The organism is Paraburkholderia fungorum (assembly GCF_046026025.1).
GTDB classification, from domain to species: domain Bacteria; phylum Pseudomonadota; class Gammaproteobacteria; order Burkholderiales; family Burkholderiaceae; genus Paraburkholderia; species Paraburkholderia fungorum_E.
The window spans coordinates 89,372-109,169 of sequence record NZ_JAQQFL010000012.1 but is presented as its reverse complement, the minus strand read 5'-3'; the positions used below and the strand labels follow the sequence as shown (position 1 = coordinate 109,169).

Sequence of the window (19,798 nt, the reverse complement as noted above, 5' to 3'; positions counted from 1 at the left end):
TGGCGGCATCCCGCTGAGGGGCACGCGACGATGGAAACACCCGGCACCCGCTCACCGCTCGAACGCACGGTCGGCTCGAATCAGGTCGGCATGCGTCAATTCAACGAACGAATCGTGCTGCAGGCGATCCGTTTGCATGGGCCGCTGCCGAAAGCCGACGTAGGCCGCCTCACGCGTCTGTCGATGCAGACGGTGTCGATGATCGTCGACCGTCTGATCGACGACGGCCTGCTCGAGAAGCAGGCGCGCGTGCGCGGACGCATCGGTCAACCGTCGGTGCCGATCGCATTGCGTGCCGACGGTGCGTACACCATCGGCATCAAGGTAGGACGCCGGAGCCTCGACGTGCTGGCGATGGATTTCGCGGGCCGCGTCGTGTGCCGCGATGTCTTCGACTATGCCTATCCCGATCCGCGCACGCTATTCCCCGCGCTGGAAAGCAGACTGGCGCGCGTGACCCAGACGCTCGGCGCGAACGCGGACAAAGTGGTCGGCGTGGGCGTGGCGGCGCCGCTGTGGCTCGGCGGCTGGCGCGACTTTCTCGGCGCGCCGCAAGAAGCGCTGGAAGCCTGGCACGAGATCGATCTGCGCAGCCGCATCGCGACGATGACAGGCCTGCCCGTCGAATTCGCCAAGGACACCACCGCCGCTTGCGCCGCCGAACTCGTGATGGGGCAAGGCCGCGGAATTCACAATTTTCTGTACCTGTTCGTCGGGACGTTTATCGGCGGCGGCCTGGTGATCGACGGGCGTTTGCATGCCGGCCCGCACGACAATGCCGGCGCAGTCGGCTCGATCCCGCTGAGGGACGGCGGCCCTCGCAAACCGGCGCGGCAGTTGCTGCACGCCGCATCGGGCTTTGTTCTGGAACGGCTATTGAGCGATGCGGGCGCGCCAGCCGCGGCCGCGCATGACCATCGCGCGTTGTCGCCGGACCTGTGGCGGCAGACCGAGCAATGGCTCGACACGGCGTGCCCGGCCATCGCCAGTGCATTGACCAATGCGGCGGCCCTGCTCGATCTGGAAGCGGTCGTGATCGACGGCGAACTCGACCGGCAACTGGTGCGCGAAATCATCCGCCGGACCGAGCGCGTGCTCGATCGTTTCGAATGGGAAGGCCTGGTGCGCCCGCAGCTACTGGAAGGCACCATCGGTGCCGATGCGCGGGCAATGGGCGGTGCGATTCTGCCGCTGTACGCGCATTTCGCGCCCGTGCACGAACTGTTTCTCAAGCCGGCGACGGACGCGGGATATTAGACGCCGCCGCTCATTGCGCTTGCGCGGCCACCTTCGTTATCGACGCGGTTCTGGCCGGCGGATTGTCGAGCAACGGCTGCAACACCGGCGCGAGCGACTTCAGCAACTGCACCGAGAGCGCACTCGTGAAGTCGTAATGGGCTGCATACGGTTCGTGCACCCAGGCAGTCAGCGTGCCGTAGAACCGGTCTCCCATCACGAACACGAAGGTTGCGCTGCGGTTCACCTTGCGCGACTCGATCAGGCGCGCGCCTTTGGCCCACACATTGAAGCGCTGATCGCCAGTGCCGGTCTTGCCGTAAATCTCCAGTGTCTGGCCATTGGGGAACGTCATGCCCTGGGCGAGACGCTTGGCGGTACCGCCTAACACGACGTCACGCAACAGCCCCCTGACAACCCCGGCGATCTCCGGCGACAACTGCTGCTGCGGCGCTACCGCCGCGCGCTGGAAATGCGTTTCGTAGGGCGTATTTTTCGCGAAATCGAGTTGCGTGAGGCTTTCTGTCGGCACCTTGCTGCCGTCGTTGGCAATCACGCCGATCAGTTGCGCGAGCGCCGCCGGCCGGTCGCCGGACGCGCCAATCGCCGCCGCATACGACGGCGTGAGCGTCGCGAACGGATAGCCGAGCGCCTGCCACGATTTGCCGATCGCATCGTACGCGCGCAACTCGACCATCCGCTTGATGCGGCGGTCCTGAGTAGCGTGATAGCGGGTTTTGAAGAGCCACGAATAGGTCGACAGACGCACGTCGCGACTCGCGGTTTCCATCTGCTCGAGCGTCGCGTCGGGATGCGCGCGCAGATAGTTGAGGGTCCACAGTTCCAGCGGATGCACGCTCGAAATGTAGCCGCGATCGTTCAGGTTGAAGCGGTCGATCGCATATTTTTCGTACAGGTTCGCGAGATCCTCATCGTCCAGCACGGAGGCCGCCGGCGTGTTCTTCAACGCGGCCCGCATCTTCGCGTTGAACCACGCGTTCGATTCGTCCGGCGCCACGCTGCGCAACACCGTCGCCACCTTGGGCGGCGATTTGCGCACGCCGAGCAGCAGCAGAGTCAATTGCTGATCCGGCGTCTTACCGTGGTACTTCGTGTAGAAACGCGTCATATACACGCGGCTCTCCTGATCGGCGAAACGCGTGAGATACATCTTGCGGGTCGTCGGATCGCCCAGCCATTGCGACGAGGGTCCCGTGGTCTGCAGCATCTCGTAGTGGACGATATCGCGCATCAGCCGCACAAACACCAGATTCACCGAATGCTGGAACGCGCGATGCACGGTGAGAATGCGGCTGTTGTCGTCGGAGTCGAAGTTGTTGAAGCTCTGCGCGCCGCCACCCGTATAGAAGGTTTCGCCCGGGCTCGCCGAGTATTTGCGTTCCACGGCCGCATCGAGCATGGCTTGCAGCGAGCGGTCCGAGGTATGCATCAGATAGTCGAGCGCCCAGCGCGTAAGCTGATCGTTCGGATCGGGTTTCACCGCTTTCAGCTCCGCCATGCTCAACGGGGCATAACGCGCGTGCAGGTCGGAGACGATCTGCAGATACGTCACCACGGTGCGCATTTTCGCGGTTGAGCCGAGATTGAGCCGGGCGCCGGAGTTGATGTCGAACGGCTGGTTCACGCTATCGGTTTGCACCCGCACGAGGTTCGCGCCGTCGCGCCGTTCGAAGAGCGTGAAGCTATAGGCGATTTTCGAGGGGTCGTCGGCGGCGCGCAGCATTTCAAAACCGACGATCCCGGCGGCTTTCGCGCCGTCACGCGTCGCGGCGGCGGCAAGACGGTCGCTCACCGCCTGTTGCACGGCATTATTGAGCGTGCCCGTCGCCTGCAAGTCGAGCCGGTCGAGTTCATAGAAACTCGGTATACCGAGCGCCACCAGCAGATGCGAGCGCATCGACGTAACGGCCTTGCGCGACACGAACGAGTCCGCGTTCTGCACCGCGTTCGGTGCGTGGCGCAGAGCGACTTGCGCGGACAGCGCGGCATCACGCAGCGCAGGCGTGACGACACCGCCGTTCGCCAGCAGACGGATATAGCTATCCGTCAGACGTTCGAGATCGGCGTAACCGTGACGCAGGAAATACGACGGTGCGCGCTGCGCGATCATCAGTGACAGCACCTGGCGAAACGCGATGCCCTGCCCGGCAAGATTCGCCTCGCTCGACGGCGCTTTCAGAATGCGGTTGACCTCGTTGAAATCGCTGCCGTACCAGGCGGCCAAACCATCGCCAATCCCGTTGATCTCGCCGATGCCCGGTTGCGCGGCGAGCGGCACCGAGTTGAGGTAATGGACGACGATCTGCTGGCGCGCGGGCATGGTCTGCGGACCATTCAGATAAGCGCGCACCGAGGCCGACGCGATCTGCCGCAATTTCTCCGGCGGCGTTGCCGTGCGCCCGCCCGCCGAGTGGCGGAACTTCTCTATCTGCGTGGCAAGCGTGCTGCCGCCCGGCGTCGACTGATGCCGGTTGAACACGCGCGCGCCCTGATCGACTAGCGCGCGGCTAAAGCGCCCCCAGTCGATCGCCGGGTTGCGGTTCGGCTGATCCGGATCGAGCAGATAGCGGTCTTCGATAAACAGCAGCGAGCGCACAACGACCGGCGGGATTGAATCGAAGCTGTCATAAACGCGGCCCGGAAACTGTGCGCCAAAGAGCGGCGCACCGGTGCCGTCGAAGAGTTGCAGTCCTGCCTGATCTTTTTCGGCGTAGGGAATAAACAGACCGTCATCGGCCAGCGACAGCATCCGTTCGGAATCACGCGCCTGCGCGCTGATTTCAAACCCGCGTTGCAGCAATCGCTGCTGGAACGACGGCAGCAACGCGTAGCCGAGCCGGCTGTCGTAGGGGCCTTTGTCTGCCTGAGGGAAGCGGATGGAATGACTTGGACCGGTGTCGACGGAGAAACCCACGTCGCGCGTGAGTTCGGAGAGATAGCGCGCCTGCAGCCGGGACGTTTCGATCTCGACCTGGACCAGGCGCACCACCAAAGCCAGCGCGAGCAAAAACGCCGCTGCCAGCCCCCATTTGAGCCACTTCCTGACGGGCGCCGTGCCTGTCGCGCGAAGCGGTAACCGAACCAGTGGCCGATTCATGGCTGCTCTCCCCGAGCGTGCGCCATGCTCTTGAGTCCGGCGCACCTTCAATCAAGTGTAGCGCGGAAAATGAGCGTGCAATCGGTTCGGATTTACCCGAGAGTGTCGCCGCAGCAACACCCCACCACAAGGCATGGCGGAGCGCCGTCCGGCGTGAGATATTGAAAGTCTTTCGCGACTCGAAAAACCGCTGTTTCAGGCGGTTTTCTGCTTCTGCACTGCCTGATTTTCCCACTGCGCCGCCACCTGCCCCACCGTCCGTTCACGCAATAACTCGATGAATTGCTCGGCCGGCGGCGATAGCACGCCGCCCTTGCGCGTCACGACGCCGAACGTTTGCGAAGGCGATTTAAGTTTGACCGGCACGAGTCCCGCCATTTTCTGCTGCACGAATAACGCCGCGATTGCGCTGTGCAAGAGTGAAGCCAGATCGGCACTGTTTTGTACACTGGTGTTGCGCTGGGACGCCTGAGGCCAGGTTGCGGACCCAGCGCCGGGCCCGTGCAGCCGTATACGCAGACGTCGGCCCGGTGGATGCAGTACACGGGGTGAAAACCACATGTAAGACCACGAGGAAATTGAGTAACATAGGCCCGCAAGCCCACCACGCCACTTTCCATGACCGCCGATCCTCGAGAACTGACGCCGGACACCCTCGCCGAGTTGCTCGAGCGCGTTGCCAGACAGGACGGCGCGGCGCTGCGCGAGCTATATGATCTCGCTGCCCCGAAACTGTTTGGCCTCGCGCTTCGTATATTGAGCAAGCACGAGTGGGCCGAAGAAGTCTTGCAGGACAGCTTCGTCAATATCTGGCGCTTTGCCGGCGACTACCGCCGCGCACTGTCCGCCCCGATGACGTGGATGTCGGCGATCGTCAGAAACCGTGCTCTCGATCACCTGCGGCGGGTCAACACGCAGGAAACGGAATGGAGCGATGCGTTGGACGATCTTGTGGCAAGCGGCGATCCAGATCCCGAAGCGCTGAGCGCGGTCAGCCTGCAGGCACGCCTGCTGGCCGGCTGCATGCAGCAGCTGGAACCGGCGCAGCGTCAGGCGGTTGCCCTTGCCTACCTGCGCGATCAGAGCCATAGCGAGATTGCCGAAGTGCTGACGGTGCCGCTCGGCACCGTCAAGTCCTGGATCCGGCGTGGCCTCGCCAAGCTGAAAACCTGTCTGGGAGGTCAGTGATGAATCTCCATCGCTATCCTCAGCAGGTCGACATGCTGGCCGCCGAATATGTGCTCGGCACGCTGCGCGGTGGCGCCCGGCGCCGCTTCCAGTACTACGCGGACCACGACGCGGTGATTCGTCAGGCCATCGACGAGTGGCTGCGGCGCATCTCGCCGCTGGCCGAACTTGCGGAGCCGCGCATGCCACCGGCCGCGGTATGGCAAGCCATCGAACGGCGTCTCGATTTGAGTTCGGCCCGCGAGGCGGCACGCCCGCGTACCGTGGTCGAAAAACCCGCGCGTCCGTCCGGCAGCCTCTTCGAGAACCTCGCGTTCTGGCGTGGCTGGGCGATCGGCGTGACCGGGTTCGCCGCGATCGCCGCCGTGGTCGCCGTGCGCTCGCTGCTGCCGTCCGGTGTGACGCCTGCCACGGCGCCGAGCGTCGCGCAGCAACCTGAAACAGCCGTTTCACACGTCGCCGTGCTGAATGACAAGGACACCCATCCGGTCATGCTGGTGGCGTGGGACGAAACCCACGCCACCATGACGCTGCATCCGCTCGGCAAGGTCGACTTGCCGGCCGGCCGGGCGATGGAGTTGTGGGGTATTCCGGCCAGTGGCCACCCGGTGTCGCTCGGCATGTTGCCGGACAGCGCCAACGGCAAGGTCACCGCCGGTCAGCAGAAACCGGAGCGCTATGCGGCGCTGGCGGTCTCGATCGAAGCGCCGGGCGGCTCGCCCGATCACAATGCGCCTACCGGTCCGGTGGTGTTCAGCGGCAAACTGCTGCCCGTGTCCTGAGCGGTTTGAGACCATACCGGCAAGGCCGGCATTCGCTGTGAGCGGATGCCGGCCTTTTGTTTAACCGATAACTACGATCCGAAGCGCAAGCATTGTCAGATGGCTGGACGCGGGCCCACCGTTGCCGCTACCCTATCCGCATGCAAAGCTTTTACGAAGCCACCGTCACCCGCTCTGCCGGGCACCCGTCCACTTACGCGCCGCTAACGGGCCGGCGCAGCGTCAACGTCTGCGTCATTGGCGGCGGCCTCGCGGGTTTGTCCACGGCGTTGGGACTCGCCGAGCGCGGCGTCTCCGACGTCACCGTACTCGAAGCCGAGCAGGTCGGCTTCGGCGCCTCCGGCCGCAACGGCGGCTTCGTGTTCGGCGGCTATAGCCTCGATTGCGCCGATCTGCTGAAGACCCTCGGCCCGGCCCGCGCCCGCGAACTCTATGCGCTGACCACCGACGCCGTCGATCTGATGAGAAAGCGTATCCAGCGCTACCACATCGATTGCGACGTGACCGATGCCGGCGTGATCTTCGCCAACTGGTTCGACGAACCGGCGAGGCTCGACACGCAACGTCGCCTGATGCGGGATTCGTTCGGTGTCGAGTGGGAACCCGTGGCGGCCGCGTCGCTCGCGTCGCAACTGAAGACGAGCCGTTATCACGGCGGCCTGTTCGAGCGCAACGCATTCCACTTTCATCCGCTGAAATATGTGCTCGGTGTCGCTGGAGCCGCGGCCAACGCGGGCGTGCAGATTCACGAGAAGTCGCCGGTTGTGCGCTTACAGTTTGAAGGCGCGGGTTTCGTGGTGCACACGCCGCACGGCGCGCTCGATGCGCGCCACGTCGTGATGGCCGGCGGCGGCTATGCGCGCAACCTCTATGCAAAGGTCGAACGTGCGGTGTTGCCGATCGCCACCTACGTGATGGCCACCGAACCGCTCGGCGCGCGCCTGAAAGACGCGATCGACACTCGCGCCGCCGTCTACGACACGCGCTTCGCCTTCGACTACTACCGCCCACTGCCCGACACGCGCATCCTGTGGGGCGGCCGCATCTCGGTTCGTGACCGCGCTCCCGAAGTCATTGCGCGGCTGTTGCGGCGTGATCTGCTGAAGGTCTATCCGCAGTTGCATGACGTGCGTATCGAGCACGCCTGGGGCGGCCTGATGAGCTACGCGCGGCACAAGATGCCGCAAATCGGCCGCAGCACGGACGGCATCTGGTACGCGGTCGGCTTCGGCGGGCACGGCATGGCGCCCACCACCGTCTCCGGCGAATTGCTGGCGGCGGCCATCGCCGGCGAACGGCCGATACCCGACGCGTTCGCGGCCTTCGGGCTGACGCCCGTCTACGGCGCGCTCGGTCTCGCCGCCGCCCAACTCACCTACACCGCCATGCAGACGCGCGACGCACTCGCCGCCCGGCACTCCTCGACCCGGCCGACGCCGTGACGCTATTCCCGTGACGCTATTCAATACGCTGGTCAATGCGCACCCGCTTATGCCCAGGACCCGCGCCGGGGGCCGGTTTCGCCATGCTAGAATGCGCCGTCACTGCCGCTCGAATACACAATGAAAAAGGGAAGCAAGGCCGCCGAGCCTGATACCAACGGCATCGCGTCCAGCGCCCCGCGCGCCGACGCACGACGCAAGTACGATCCCGAACAGACGAAGCGCAACATCCTCGACGTCGCGACCCAGGAGTTCTCCGCGATGGGCCTGACGGGTGCGCGCGTCGACGCGATCGCGGAGCGCACGAACACCACCAAGCGCATGCTGTACTACTACTTCGGCAGCAAGGAAGGGTTGTACCAGGCCGTGCTGGAAAAAGTGTACGGCGACATTCGCGCGCTCGAACAGGATCTGCACGTCAGCGAACTCGATCCGATCGAGGGCATGCGCGCGCTGGTCGAGTTTACGTTCGACTATCACGACCGCCAGCGCGACTTCGTCCGTCTCGTGACGATCGAGAACATTCACGGCGCGAAGTACGTCGAGCAGGTGAAGAGCTTCAAAGGCCGCAACGTCACCGTCATCCATACGATCGAAGATCTGCTCTCGCGCGGCATCGCCGCGGGACTGTTCCGCAGCGATATCGACGCGATCGACCTGCATCTGATGATCAGCTCACTGTGCTTTCACCGTGTCGGCAATCGCCATACCTTCGGTACAGCATTTGGCCGCGATCCGTCGCATCCGCGCCTGCGTGCGCGTCATCGCGCCATGATCGTCGACGCCGTGCTGCGTTTTGTGCGCAAGGAAGACTGAAGCACGTCTGAAATGAACGAAGGGGGACGTGGCCTCGCCACCTCCCCCTTTTCTATTCCATCAGGCGTGCTGTTCAATCCACCAGCACGATCCGCTTGATATCGCCGACGATAAAGATGTAAGACAGCGCGCCGATCAACGCAATCGCGCCGATGAACACCAGCGCGCCGACAAACGAGCCGGTTGCCGCGACGATGAAACCCACCACCAGCGGCGTGATGATGCCGGCCAGATTGGCGGCGAAGTTGAAGATGCCGCCCGTCACGCCGAGCAGGCCTTCGGGCGCAATGTCCGATACCAGTGTCCAGCCCAGCGCCGCCATTCCCTGCGCGAAAAACGCCACCGACAGAATCGCGATCACCGCCACGTTGCTCTCGACATAGTTGGCGAGAATGATCGTCGACGCGAGCAGCAAGCCGGCAATGATCGGTAGTTTGCGCGCGACGTTTGCCGACTTGCCGCGCCGCAGCAGCCAATCGGAGAAGATGCCGCCGAACATCACGCCGATCGATGCGGCAATGAACGGCATGATCGCGAAGAAGCCGATCTTCAGCCATGCCATGTGACGTTCGGTGGCGAGATACGTGGGGAACCAGGTGAGGAAGAACACCAGCGTCGAGTTACCGGCGAACTGACCGAGGCAGATGCCGGCCAATTGACGATGCTTGAGCAGGCGTCCGATGGTGCGCCATTCGAAGCCGCTTTTTCCAGCCGCAGTTGCCGAAGCTGCTGCCGGTGCGCCGGAAGAACCGGCGTCCTTCTTTCCGTGGGTCAGACCACCGCCTGCTTCGATATAGTCGAGCTCCGCCTGATTGATCCACGGATGCTCATGCGGCTCACGATAAAACTTCCACCAGATCAGGCCGAACACGATGCCGACGGCGCCCACCACGTAGAACAGCGAACGCCAGCCGAACGCGCCCATCAGCATGAACAGGAACGGGCTGAAAAACGCGAGGCCGATATATTCGCCAACCGTGTACGTGCCGGTGGCCATGGCGCGTTCGCTCTGCGGAAACCATGTCGCCACCACCCGGCTATTGGTCGGAAAGCACGGCGCCTCCGAAACGCCCAGCCCGAGCCGGAAAGCGAACAACGCGCCGATACCATGCACCAGCCCTTGCGCCAGCGTGCACAGCGACCAGAACGTCATCGACAGAAAATACGTGAGCTTGCTGCCGAAGCGGTCCAGAAAGAGGCCACCCGGAATCTGCGAAGCCACATAGCTCCACGAGAATACGGAGAACAGCAGGCCCATGACCGCGGCGTTGATACCAAGCTCCTTGGTCAACTGCGGCGCCGCGATGCCGAGCACCGTGCGGTCCAGATAGTTGATCATCGTGCCGATCGCCAGCAGCGAGAGAATCTGATAGCGGGCTTTCGAGCGTCGCACGGTGCCCGCGGCGGCATTCGTTTGATGTGTCGCGTCGGCGGGCGTGGTTGGAAGCGGTTGCGGCATGGTGTGTCTGTCTCCTCGGTGTGGTTACGTACCGGATATGTGTGGCTTATGTGCTGCTGGCCTCGCGTTGCAGCAAGGACTGGAAATGGCTGTACACACGCTCGGCATCGGGATCCAGGCCCGTGAAAATGCGCATGGCGTCGACCGCCTGATATACCGCCATGCCGCCGCCGCTCAGCGTGCGGCAGCCGAGCGCCTCCGCCGCCTGCAACAGTGCGGTGCGGATCGGGAAATAGACGATGTCGGCCACCCACAAATCGCGGTGCAACAATTCGACCGGCAACGGCAAACCCGGCAATTTCGCCATGCCGGTGGGCGTGGCGTGAATCAGGCCGTTAGCGCTCGCGAGCGATTCATCGAGCGATTTGAGCGAGTCGCCGGCGCTGACGGAGGAAGCCGGGAAACGCTTCTGCAATTCCCCGGCGAGCGACGCGGCGCGCGCGGCGTCCACGTCGAATAGCGTGAGCGTTTGAGCGCCCATCGTCAGCGCGGCATGCGCGACTGCCGCGCCTGCGCCGCCCGCGCCCAGTTGCACGACGCGCGCGAGCGACGCGTCCGGCAAGCCGCGTTGAAACGCGCGGGCGAAACCTGACCAATCGGTGTTATGGCCGATCCGTTTGCCGTCCTTGAACAGAACCGTGTTGACCGCACCGAGCGCACGCGCGTCGTCGGACAGTTCGTCGAGCAACGGAATCACGGCCTGCTTGCACGGGTACGTGATGTTCAAGCCGTTGTAGCCCATGCGTTCAGCGGCGACCAGCAAATCGGAGAGCGCCGTGACATCCAGCTTCAACGCTTCCAGATCGATGCGCCGGTACACATAATGCAGGCCGAGTTTGCTGCCCTCTTCCTCATGCATCGCCGGGCTGAGCGATCCACCAATACCCGATCCGATCAGACCGACGAGAAACGATTTTTCGCTTGCCTGAGCGTTCGTTTGTGGGTTCGTTTGTGGGTTCGCTCGTGAGGTCGTTTGTGGGTTCGCCTGAGTGCTCATTTAGCCCCCCGCTTCTTCAGGATGACCGCCATCCGCTCCAGCGCGAGCACATAGCCCTGCGTACCGCAACCGACGATGATCGCCTCGGCCACCGCCGACACGTACGAGTGGTGCCGGAATGCTTCGCGGCGATGCACGTTTGAAATATGCACTTCGATGACGGGCTTTTCGATCGCGCTGAGCGCGTCGGCAATCGCCACCGAGGTATGCGTATAAGCGGCGGGATTGATCACGATGCCATCGACCTTGGTGCGCGCCGCGTGCAACCAGTCGATGAGTTGGTGTTCGGCATTCGACTGACAGAAGTCGATCGACAGATCCAGCCGTTCGCCTGCGTCACGGCAAAGTTTCGCGACGTCGTCGAGCGTTTCCGAGCCGTAGATGGCCGGCTCACGCGTGCCGAGCAGGTTGAGATTCGGTCCGTTGAGGACCAGCACTGATGCAAAACTCATGACGGGTACTCCTGCAAAGTAAGGCATAAAGCGGGCCACGGCACGCGCCGCGGCTCTACAACGTGAGCGCAGTGTGCGCGCATTGGCCGCCATCGTCATTCGGGGTTTATACGAATTTGTACCATCTAGTTAGTTTGTATAAACTGTCGAAAAATTGCGTTATTGTGGGCGCTTCCGCCTGGCGACTATCAGGTTACCGGTAACCAGCTAGACCATTTATCGCATTGCAGCATGGCGGCCCGCAATGCCTGCGGACGCGCCGCGGCGGCCACCAGGCGCCGCCCCAACAGCCGTTTGATTGTTTTTGCAGGAGCCGTTCATGCAACGTTCGATTGCCACCGTGTCGATCAGCGGGACCCTCGTCGAAAAACTGACCGCCATCCAGGCGGCGGGCTTCGAAGGCGTCGAAATCTTCGAGAACGACCTGCTGTATTTCGACGGCTCTCCCGCCGACGTACGTCGTATCGCCGAGGATCTCGGGCTGAAGATCATGCTGTTTCAACCGTTCCGGGATTTCGACGGGGTGAGCCCGGAGCGCCTCGCGCGCAATCTGGATCGGGCAAAACGCAAGTTCGACGTGATGCATGAACTGGGTACCGACCGGATTCTGGTGTGCAGCAACGTCTCGCCCGACACCATCGGCGACGATTCGCTGATGACCGATCAGCTCGGCGCACTGGCCCGCGCGGCCGAAGCGGCCGGTGTGATCGCCGGTTATGAAGCGCTCGCGTGGGGCAAGCACGTGAAGACGTACCGCCACGCGTGGAAGCTCGTCAACGCGGTGAATCATCCGAATCTCGGGCTGGTGCTGGACAGCTTTCATACGCTGTCGCTCAGCGATACGGTGGACGCGATCGCCGAGATTCCCGGTGAGCGCATCGCCTTCGTACAAATCGCGGACGCGCCGAAGCTCGCCATGGACGTGCTCGAATGGAGCCGCCACTACCGCTGCTTCCCGGGTCAGGGCGATTTCGATCTGGCGGGTTTCACCGCGCAGGTCGTAAAAACCGGCTACACCGGGCCGCTTTCGCTCGAAATCTTCAACGACGGTTTTCGCGCCGCGCCGACCGCCATCACCGCGGCGGACGGCCATCGTTCGCTGCTGTTTCTCGAGGAGCAGACTCGCGCGCTGCTTGAATCCGCCCGGCAGCCGGTCGGCGAGCTCTATCAATCGCCCGCCGCGCCCGCGCACGTCGGCTATCAGTTTCTCGAGTTCGCGGTCGACCACACCACTCGCGCGCACCTCGTCGACTGGCTCGGCAAGTTACGCTTTCGCCAGGCCGGCCAGCATCGCTCGAAAGATGTGACGTTGTTTCAGCACGGCGCGGCGTCGATCGTGCTGAACGCCGAACCGGATTCATTCGCCAACGCTTTCTTCCAGCGGCATGGTTTGTCGCTGTGCGCGTCGGCATTTCGCGTGGACGACGCCAATCAGGCGTTCGAGCGCGCCGCCGGCTTCGGCTACGCCCCGTTCTCGGGCCAGATCGGGCCGAACGAACGCGTGTTGCCCGCTGTGCAGGCGCCCGACGGCAGCCTGAACTATTTCGTCGACGAAACGCCGGACCAGCCCACCCTGTTCGAAGCCGATTTCATCCTCACCGACGTCAACGGTCCGACCGAAGTGGGGCCGCTCACGCGCATCGACCATGTCTGCCTGTCGGTGCCGGCGCCTGCGCTGGATACGTGGGTTCTGTTTCTGCGGACCGCGCTCGGCTTCCAGGCCGAGCCGGGCGTGCTGGTGCCCGATCCGTATGGGCTGGTGCGCAGCCGCGCGCTGCGCAGCCCTGACGGTTCGGTGCGCATCGTATTGAACGCGTCGGTGGACCACCACACGGCGGTGGCCGAGGCATTGCACACCTACCACGGCTCGGGCCTGAACCACGTCGCGTTCAGCACCAGCGACATTTTCAGTGCGATTCCCGAGTTCATCGCCGACGGTCTGCCGGTGCTGCGCATCCCACGCAATTACTATGAAGACCTCGCCGCCCGCTATGCGCTGCCGGACGAGACGCTCGAGGCGCTGCGCGCGCACAACATCCTGTACGACCGGGACGAGCGCGGGGGCGAGTTCTTCCACGCTTACACCGAACAACTCGATCAGCGCTTTTTCCTGGAAGTTGTCGAACGGCGCGGCGGCTACGACGGCTATGGCGCCGTCAACGCGGCCGTACGGCTCGCGGCGCAGGCGCAGCGCCGCAAATAGGCGTTCGTGCCCTGAAAGGGTCCGGGCTTCGGGCTTCGGGCTTCGGGCTTCGGGCTTCGGGCTTCGGGCTTCGGGCTTCGGGTTCCAGGTTCCAGGTTCCGGGCACGGCTCGCCTTGTGGCCGTCCACCTGTGGATTCAGGCAGATCGGGCACAGCCCATGCTTGCTTCGCTCAGACGGGCGCGCCGCGCCGATATAATGGCGGCTGATCCGCGGTCCGGTGCCGCGCGCAGTCTGCCCGATGCGGGCGTCGCGCGCGCCGTCGTGCCGAATGAAACGCCAGGAGAGATATGAAGAAGTTTGCCGTAGTCCTGTCAGTTCCCCTGCTTCTCAGCGCTTGCGCGTACTTCCAGAAGAATCCGGATGCCGGCGAGCCCGTCACGGACACCACCACGCAGCGCTCGGTCAATGACGTGGTCGCCTGCCTGACGCAAGTAGCGACCAGTCACAATGCCGCGTTCAAATCGACCGAAATCCCGCAAGGCCAGATGCTCGACTTCGGCGATTCGAATATCGTCAAGGTGCGTAGCGACAACGGGGCGACGACTTATCGCTTCTACGCCGGCAAGCGCCACGTGGGCAATCTGTGGATTGAATCGGCGAGTAAAACCTGCGCGCCGTAAGGTAAGTTAGGGTAATAATCGGGCAAGTGTAACCATCGGTAACTTGTTCCGACGCAATGATAGTGTCACGGTGTTACATCACAATGGTGTCTTAAGAATCGTTTAAGACTTCATCCGCATGATCCGTTCGACACTATCCCGCACAAGGTGCGCTCCATGAATCAGCCCAATCACAACACGAACGAGACGACGGCACCAGCAAAGCGGCCCACGATTCTGCGCCGCCTGCTGAGCCATCACGAACTGGCGACGCTCCTGCTGTTGCTGCACGCGCCGATCGACGCATCCGCGAAACCCGAGATTCCGCAGCTTCACGAAGCGGGCTTGATCGAAACGGTTGCCGGCGACGCAGGCGACTCGCAAATCCGTCTGACGCCTGAAGGCAACGCAGTGCTGCGCGGACTTGGCGTGAAATAAGGCAAGGCAAGCTATAGCTCAGGCCTGCCATACGCCGTACCCCGCCTCACGCAGTCCAATCGCCAACTCAACTTCCATATCCTGTGCGCCGCGGTAAGGCATCGGATTGAACACTTCATACAGTTCGGGCAAGAGGCGCAGACCGTAATCGCGCACATAGCGATTTGCCTGAATGCCGGCTTTGTGCCGGTCGAATCTCAAATCCGGGTCCAGTCCCGTCATTCCCACGTACACGCAAGGCTTGTCGAACCGGTAATCCGGATTCGCGCGGCGAAAGCGCGCCTCGTTCCAGACGGTATCGTCCAGCACGACGACGTAGACATAGTAATGATGCTTGCGACGAACCATGGGGGCCGGAGTTCAGCTTCGTGAGGTCCCGTGCAGCAGCATCCGGTACTCGGTCGGCGTGATGCCCACGGTCGCCTTGAATTGGCGCGTGAAGGCGCTGTGGTCAGTGTAGCCGCAGAGCGCGGCGACGTCGGTGACCTTGTCGTGCGAAACCAGCAGCGCGGTGGCGGCGTCCAGCCGCGTTTTCAGCAACACCTGACGCGGCGTCAAATGAAATACCTTGTGAAAGTAGCGCTCCAGTTGCGCCACCGACATATCCGCCATGGCAGCGAGCTGTTTCAGATTCAACGGCTGCACGTAGTTTTCCTGGATGGACTGCACCACCGCGGCCAGCCGGCTGTAAGCGGGGTGACTGCTTTCGTCGGCTTTCAGATCGCGGGAGATGCCGGCGAGGCCGACCACCTTGCCCGCCGGATCGCGCAACGGCTGCTTGCAGGTCAGGCACCAACCCGGCTGGCGGCCGGGATACAGATGCAATTCCAGCTGATCGATCATCTGGCTGCCGACATTGATGATCGCTTTGTCCTGTGCGGTGTAGATGCGGCCAAAACGCCGCGGGAAGACGTCCTCGGCAGTCTTGCCGAGCAACGCGGCCTTTTCCTTGAAGCCACAGCGCGAAGCCAGCGTGCGATTGACCAGCGCATAGCGAGCGTGCGCGTCCTTGACGAAAAACACCACGTCCGGCATTGCGTCGAACACGGGCTCGAGCAACGTGAAATGCGACAGCATGCCGGACAGCGTTGCGTCGTCCGGTTCGAGCGGATGAGCCAGCGTGTTCATCATGCGGGTTCCGTGGTCGGTGCGGTTTTGCGTGGATCGCGCGTTGCTGGTGCGCGCTTGCGCTCGATTATAGGACCACGCGGGCGGAGACAATACCCGCCGGCCGCATGGATGCCGAGGTCACCCGGGCGGCGACGACTCTGCGCTCGCCGCCATCAAGGTGCCGATTTGCGCCGGACTGAACGGCGGCCGCGGCGCCGCGGCTTGCCAGCCGAAATACAGCCCGGCCGCGGCGCCGCAGATTCGTCCCTGACATGCACCCATTCCGCAGCGGGTATGCAGCTTCGCCGCGCGCCAATCCGGATAGGCGCGCACCGTGCCAAGGCTGACGTCTTCGCAACGGCACAGCAGCGTGGCGTCGTCGGGTGGGGTGCGCGCGGCGGCTTGCAAGGCAAAGGCTGCTTCGACACGGTCGGCGAAACGCCGCCATCGGGCTCGTTGCGCATGCAGCGCGGCGCGGTTTGCCGGGCTATGGCTCGCCGGGTCGCCACTCGCGGAAAGCCCGGCAATCTCGCCTTCCACACCCGAGAGCTCCGCGCCGCCAACTCCCGTGCATTCGCCTGCCGCCAGCACGCCATCCGCTGAAGTCCGCTGCTCACTGTCGACCACGATCCCACCTGCTTCGTTAATCTCACAGCCGAGCGCTTGCGCGAGCGTGATGTTCGGCACGAGTCCATACCCGCACGCGATGCGGTCGCAATCCAGTGTGAGTTGGCGCGGCCCGCGCTGAATCGTCACGCGCTCGACCCGACCGTCACCAAGCGCTTGCCTGACGACGCTGCCGGTCCAGTAACGCACACCCGCGAAGCCGCGCGTCATGGTCAGGGCTTGCCGCAACTTCGCCGGCTCGCCCAACAGAGAGACGCCGAAGCGGGCGACCTCGTACGCCGACGCCTGCTCCACCACCGCCACCACCTGCGCGCCAGCGGCACGCGCAGTAGCGAGCGCAGCGATCAGCAGCGGCCCGCTGCCCGCAATCACGATCCGTTCGCCGCGCACCGGCATGCCGCCTTTGATGAGTGCCTGCAGCGCGCCTGCACCGGTCACGCCCGGCAGCGTCCAGCCGGCGAATGGCAAGAGCCGCTCGCGCGCGCCGGTCGCGAGAATCAACCGCTCGTAGCTGATGGACACGCCACCATGCTCAGCCGATTCGAGCAGCAAGCCGCGCGAGCCCAAAGGCGCGATCACGCGAGTCGACGGCAAAAGGGTGACGTTGGTTTGCATCTTCAAAGTGGCGAGCAGGACTTGCAGCGGCGCTTGCGGCAGATGGCCGGGACCCTGCCGCCAGATCTGGCCGCCGGCGCGCGGGTTGTCGTCGAGTAACGCAACCGTGGCGCCCGCGCGTGCCGCGGCTTGCGCGGCGGTCAACCCGGCGGGACCGGCGCCTACCACGACGATATCGAAGTGTTGCTTCATCGTGTGCCTGTGATGGTGCTCGTGCCGTTGGCGGCGGTGGGGATAACAGCAATCGCGTTGCCCTCGCCGTTTGCCACGACCGTCGTGCAAACCACTTGCCCGTCGCGGCAAAGCGTCTGGCACGCCAACGCATGCGCCCGGCCGTCAATCGTGACGCGGCACTCCTGGCACACGCCCATGCCGCACAGCGCCGCGCGCGCCTGACCGCTAACCGACGTCCGCGTGCCGCTCGCGCCCGCGATCACCAGCGCCGCGGCCACAGTCGTACCCGCTTCGACCACGACGCGCCTACCGTCGATCGTCAGGTGGAGACAGGTTGCATTGGCGTTAGTCATGGGTCACTCCCTCTTGCGCAAAACGGCCCGGCAAGTACGGCTCGATGGGAATCGGTGCGACGTTCCCCGTGATTTGCGCGGCGAGCAACTTGGCGCTCGCGAGCGAAGTCGTTACGCCTAGGCCTTCGTGCCCCACCGCGAGCCACACGCCTGGCGAAAAGTCGCCGGCCGGGCCGATCAACGGCAATCCGTCAGGCGACGCCGCACGAAAGCCGGTCCACGCGCGGATGCCATTAAGTGTCGGCAGAACGGGCAGGTAGTGCGCGGCGCGCTGCAGCATCTGAGCGAGCACCGGCAGGTCGACGGCGGGGTCGGTTGTATCGAACTGACGCGACGAGCCGATCAGCAACTGGCCGGTAGGCCGCGGCTGGGCATTGAATGCCACCGAGGTGCCGGCCGCATGATGCGCGCTCTTGATGTAGCCGAGTTCGAGCAGTTGATGGCGAATCAGCTCGGGGTAGCGGTCAGTGATCAGCAGATGCCCCTTCTTGGGCTGCAACGGAGGCGAGCGCAGCAGTTGCTGGGCGCCCAGGCCATTGGCCACGATCACATGCGCGGCGCCGATGCGCTCGCCATCGGCCAGCGTCACACCGCTGCCATTGACGGTGGCAACCCGCGCGCCGAGCCGCACATGGATATTCTCGACTCCTGAGGATTGGGTCAGCAGCCACTCGGCAACGGTGGGCGCGTACACAATACTGTCGTGCTCGATCCGCAAGCCGCCGGCCATCGACTGCGCCAGCGCCGGTTCGCACGCTCGCAACTCGAACGCGTCGAGCATCTGCGCCGAAACGCCCTGTGCTTCGAACGCGGCATGCATGGTGCGGGCGGCCTGGCACTCCTCGTCGTCGGCGGCGACCCATAGGGTGCCGCAGCGGGCGAACGCGTCGCGCGTGCGCAGTTGCGGCGCGAGCGCCAGCCACAAGTCGCGCGAATAGCGGCTCAACGCGAATTCCGCGGGCGAGTCGTTCATCACGACGATATGGCCCATGCCCGCCGCCGTCGCGCCGCCGCCGATGCCCTGTGCGTCGAGTACCTCGACCCGCATGCCGAGCGCCGCCAGCTCCGCCGCGCAAGCCGCGCCGACAATGCCGGCCCCGACGATCAATGCGTCCGCGGTCATGCCGCGCGGATGCCCCACGCGAACGGATCACGCTCGTCGAAACACAAACGCCCTTCGGCCATGATGTGCGCGTGGCCGGTGATGGTCGGAATCACCGAGACGCCATCGTCGGCGTGACGGTAGCTCGCCTCGAATACGCTGCCGATAATGCTTTCCTGCCGCCACACCGTGCCTTCGGCGAGCTTGCCGTCGGCGGCAAGGCAGGCGATTTTCGCGCTCGTGCCGGTACCGCACGGCGAGCGGTCGTACGCGTTGCCGGGACAGAGGACGAAGCTGCGGCTGTCGATGCCGTCGCGCGAGCCGGGTCCAAAGAGTTCGACGTGGTCGATCAAGGCGCCGTCTGCGCCGGTAATGCGCTGCGCGATCAGCGCATCGCGGATAGCCGCGCTGAACGCGGTCAGCTCGGTAATCCGCGCGGCCTCCAGCACGTGCCCGTGGTCGGCGATGAGAAAGAACCAGTTGCCCCCCCAGCCGATGTCGCCAGTCAACCTGCCGTAGCCCGGCACATCCACCTGCACGCCTTGCCGGTAGCGATAAGCCGGTACGTTGCGCACGGCTACACTGCCGTCCTCGTTGAGCGTCGCCTCGACGATGCCGACCGGCGTCTCGATCCGATGACGCCCCGGCCCGATCCGTCCCATGTGCGCGAGCGAGACGACGAGGCCGATCGTGCCATGCCCGCACATGCCGAGATAGCCCACATTGTTGAAGAAGATCACGCCGGCCGCGCATGCCGGGTCGTCAGGCTCGCAGAGCAGCGCACCGACCACCACGTCCGAGCCGCGCGGTTCGGTGACGACGCCCGCGCGCCAGTCGTCGAAATGCGTGCGGAATACGTCCAGACGCTGTGCCAGCGCGCCACCGCCCAGCGCCGGGCCACCCGACACCACCAGGCGGGTCGGTTCACCGCCGGTGTGCGAGTCGATGATATCGAGGGTTTTCATGATGCACATGGTAGGAATGCCGGCAGCCGGAGTCTTGGTGTGCTTAATCGCGGATTGTGACGATTTCAGCATAGCCGCTGCGCTCGCGCTCGCACATCCCAATCTTTGAAAAATGAACCT

The 19,798-nt window shown here is 64.1% G+C and carries 17 protein-coding genes and 2 pseudogenes; 8 read left to right on the top strand and 11 right to left on the bottom strand.

The window, feature by feature from the left end; all coding sequences use genetic code 11:
• Window positions 1–30 precede the first annotated feature (30 nt).
• Window positions 31–1,257 carry an ROK family transcriptional regulator gene (locus PQR67_RS15510; RefSeq protein WP_408460582.1) on the top strand — a complete coding sequence of 409 codons (1,227 nt, stop codon included), beginning with the start codon at window positions 31–33 and terminating at the stop codon, window positions 1,255–1,257.
• Between the two features lie 10 nt (window positions 1,258–1,267).
• Here the strand turns inward: PQR67_RS15510 and PQR67_RS15505 are convergent, their stop codons facing one another.
• On the bottom strand, window positions 1,268–4,354 hold the full coding sequence (locus PQR67_RS15505) for a transglycosylase domain-containing protein (protein WP_408460579.1): 3,087 nt from the start codon (window positions 4,352–4,354) through the stop codon (window positions 1,268–1,270).
• A gap of 195 nt (window positions 4,355–4,549) precedes the next feature.
• Window positions 4,550–4,801, bottom strand: a pseudogene (locus PQR67_RS15500) (LysR family transcriptional regulator); the annotation flags it as partial.
• Between the two features lie 171 nt (window positions 4,802–4,972).
• Here PQR67_RS15500 and PQR67_RS15495 point away from each other — a divergent pair.
• From PQR67_RS15495 to PQR67_RS15480, 4 genes are all read left to right on the top strand, one after another.
• Entirely contained in the window at window positions 4,973–5,542 is a 570-nt protein-coding gene (locus PQR67_RS15495) for an RNA polymerase sigma factor (RefSeq protein WP_408460577.1), read from the top strand.
• Window positions 5,542–6,324, top strand: coding sequence for an anti-sigma factor (locus PQR67_RS15490; RefSeq protein WP_408460574.1), 783 nt, complete (start codon window positions 5,542–5,544; stop codon window positions 6,322–6,324). The genes PQR67_RS15495 and PQR67_RS15490 overlap by 1 nt, the downstream gene beginning before the upstream one ends.
• A gap of 140 nt (window positions 6,325–6,464) precedes the next feature.
• Complete coding sequence (locus PQR67_RS15485) at window positions 6,465–7,766, top strand: NAD(P)/FAD-dependent oxidoreductase (protein ID WP_408460571.1); 1,302 nt, start codon at window positions 6,465–6,467, stop codon at window positions 7,764–7,766.
• 120 nt (window positions 7,767–7,886) lie between these two features.
• Window positions 7,887–8,582, top strand: a complete 696-nt coding sequence (locus PQR67_RS15480) for a TetR/AcrR family transcriptional regulator (protein ID WP_408460568.1) — start codon at window positions 7,887–7,889, stop codon at window positions 8,580–8,582.
• 73 nt (window positions 8,583–8,655) lie between these two features.
• Here PQR67_RS15480 and PQR67_RS15475 read toward each other — a convergent pair whose 3' ends face one another.
• From PQR67_RS15475 to aroQ, 3 genes are read right to left on the bottom strand one after another with little or no spacing between them, the layout of a single operon-like run.
• On the bottom strand, window positions 8,656–10,041 hold the full coding sequence (locus tag PQR67_RS15475) for an MFS transporter (RefSeq protein ID WP_408460565.1): 1,386 nt from the start codon (window positions 10,039–10,041) through the stop codon (window positions 8,656–8,658).
• Between the two features lie 46 nt (window positions 10,042–10,087).
• Entirely contained in the window at window positions 10,088–11,038 is a 951-nt protein-coding gene (locus PQR67_RS15470; RefSeq protein WP_408460562.1) for a shikimate dehydrogenase, read from the bottom strand.
• The gene (gene aroQ / locus PQR67_RS15465) at window positions 11,035–11,490 is read right to left on the bottom strand and encodes a type II 3-dehydroquinate dehydratase (protein WP_408460559.1); all 456 of its coding nucleotides are present in this window, start codon (window positions 11,488–11,490) and stop codon (window positions 11,035–11,037) included. Before aroQ ends, PQR67_RS15470 begins: the two co-directional genes overlap by 4 nt.
• A 319-nt stretch (window positions 11,491–11,809) precedes the next feature.
• On the opposite strand from aroQ, the gene PQR67_RS15460 reads away from it, so the two are divergent.
• The 3 genes from PQR67_RS15460 to PQR67_RS15450 all read left to right on the top strand — a co-directional run bounded on the left by PQR67_RS15460 (window position 11,810) and on the right by PQR67_RS15450 (window position 14,732).
• Complete coding sequence (locus PQR67_RS15460; RefSeq protein ID WP_408460556.1) at window positions 11,810–13,693, top strand: bifunctional sugar phosphate isomerase/epimerase/4-hydroxyphenylpyruvate dioxygenase family protein; 1,884 nt, start codon at window positions 11,810–11,812, stop codon at window positions 13,691–13,693.
• Window positions 13,694–13,982: 289 nt separating this feature from the next.
• Entirely contained in the window at window positions 13,983–14,315 is a 333-nt protein-coding gene (locus tag PQR67_RS15455) for a hypothetical protein (protein ID WP_408460554.1), read from the top strand.
• 156 nt (window positions 14,316–14,471) lie between these two features.
• A complete protein-coding gene (locus tag PQR67_RS15450) occupies window positions 14,472–14,732 on the top strand; it encodes a hypothetical protein (protein WP_408460551.1) in 261 nt (86 codons plus the stop codon).
• An 18-nt stretch (window positions 14,733–14,750) separates the two neighbouring features.
• On the opposite strand, the gene PQR67_RS15445 is transcribed toward PQR67_RS15450, so the two are convergent.
• The 6 genes and pseudogenes from PQR67_RS15445 to PQR67_RS15420 all read right to left on the bottom strand — a co-directional run bounded on the left by PQR67_RS15445 (window position 14,751) and on the right by PQR67_RS15420 (window position 19,687).
• Window positions 14,751–15,080: a hypothetical protein gene (locus tag PQR67_RS15445; RefSeq protein ID WP_408460548.1), complete on the bottom strand. Its 330-nt coding sequence runs from the start codon at window positions 15,078–15,080 to the stop codon at window positions 14,751–14,753.
• A gap of 12 nt (window positions 15,081–15,092) precedes the next feature.
• Window positions 15,093–15,860, bottom strand: a complete 768-nt coding sequence (locus tag PQR67_RS15440) for an AraC family transcriptional regulator (protein ID WP_153142323.1) — start codon at window positions 15,858–15,860, stop codon at window positions 15,093–15,095.
• Between the two features lie 120 nt (window positions 15,861–15,980).
• Window positions 15,981–17,276, bottom strand: a complete 1,296-nt coding sequence (locus PQR67_RS15435) for an FAD-dependent oxidoreductase (RefSeq protein WP_408460546.1) — start codon at window positions 17,274–17,276, stop codon at window positions 15,981–15,983.
• Between the two features lie 83 nt (window positions 17,277–17,359).
• A pseudogene (locus tag PQR67_RS15430) lies at window positions 17,360–17,611 on the bottom strand ((2Fe-2S)-binding protein); the annotation flags it as partial.
• Window positions 17,604–18,734, bottom strand: coding sequence for an NAD(P)/FAD-dependent oxidoreductase (locus tag PQR67_RS15425; protein ID WP_408460824.1), 1,131 nt, complete (start codon window positions 18,732–18,734; stop codon window positions 17,604–17,606). The gene PQR67_RS15425 and the pseudogene PQR67_RS15430, both read right to left, overlap by 8 nt.
• On the bottom strand, window positions 18,731–19,687 hold the full coding sequence (locus tag PQR67_RS15420) for a 4-hydroxyproline epimerase (protein WP_408460543.1): 957 nt from the start codon (window positions 19,685–19,687) through the stop codon (window positions 18,731–18,733). Before PQR67_RS15420 ends, PQR67_RS15425 begins: the two co-directional genes overlap by 4 nt.
• Between the last annotated feature and the right edge of the window lie 111 nt (window positions 19,688–19,798).